Source organism: Streptomyces sp. SID14478 (assembly GCF_010548525.1).
GTDB lineage: Bacteria > Actinomycetota > Actinomycetes > Streptomycetales > Streptomycetaceae > Streptomyces.
Genome location: NZ_JAAGMG010001216.1, coordinates 1 through 307 on the forward strand (window position 1 = coordinate 1; position 307 = coordinate 307).

Annotated in this window: 1 protein-coding gene; it reads left to right on the top strand. The window is 74.3% G+C overall.

Features of this window, described 5'->3' with window-relative positions; genetic code table 11:
* Positions 1 to 307 (top strand): thiamine pyrophosphate-binding protein (locus tag G3I40_RS38725; RefSeq protein WP_275410303.1); only part of this gene is annotated, 307 nt, incomplete at both ends.

A 307-nucleotide genomic window follows, 5' to 3' on the forward strand; every position in this document is an offset into this window, starting at 1 on the left:
TGGCCGACGCGTGCGCCCGCGTCGGCGGCGCCGTGACGGCGGTCAGCGTGCACCAGGGGTGCGGCCTGACGAACGCGATGACCGGGATCGGTGAGGCGGCGAAGAGCCGTACGCCGCTCGTCGTCCTCGCGGCGGAGGCGTCCGGGGCGCACTCCAACTTCCGTGTGGACCAAGAGGCGTTGGCGCACGCCGTCGGTGCCCGAAGCGCCCGGGTGACGTCGGCGGCAGACGCCGTCGCACAGGCCGTCGCGGCCGTGCGCCAAGCCGTTCAGGAGCGCTGCACGGTCGTGCTCAACCTGCCGCTGGA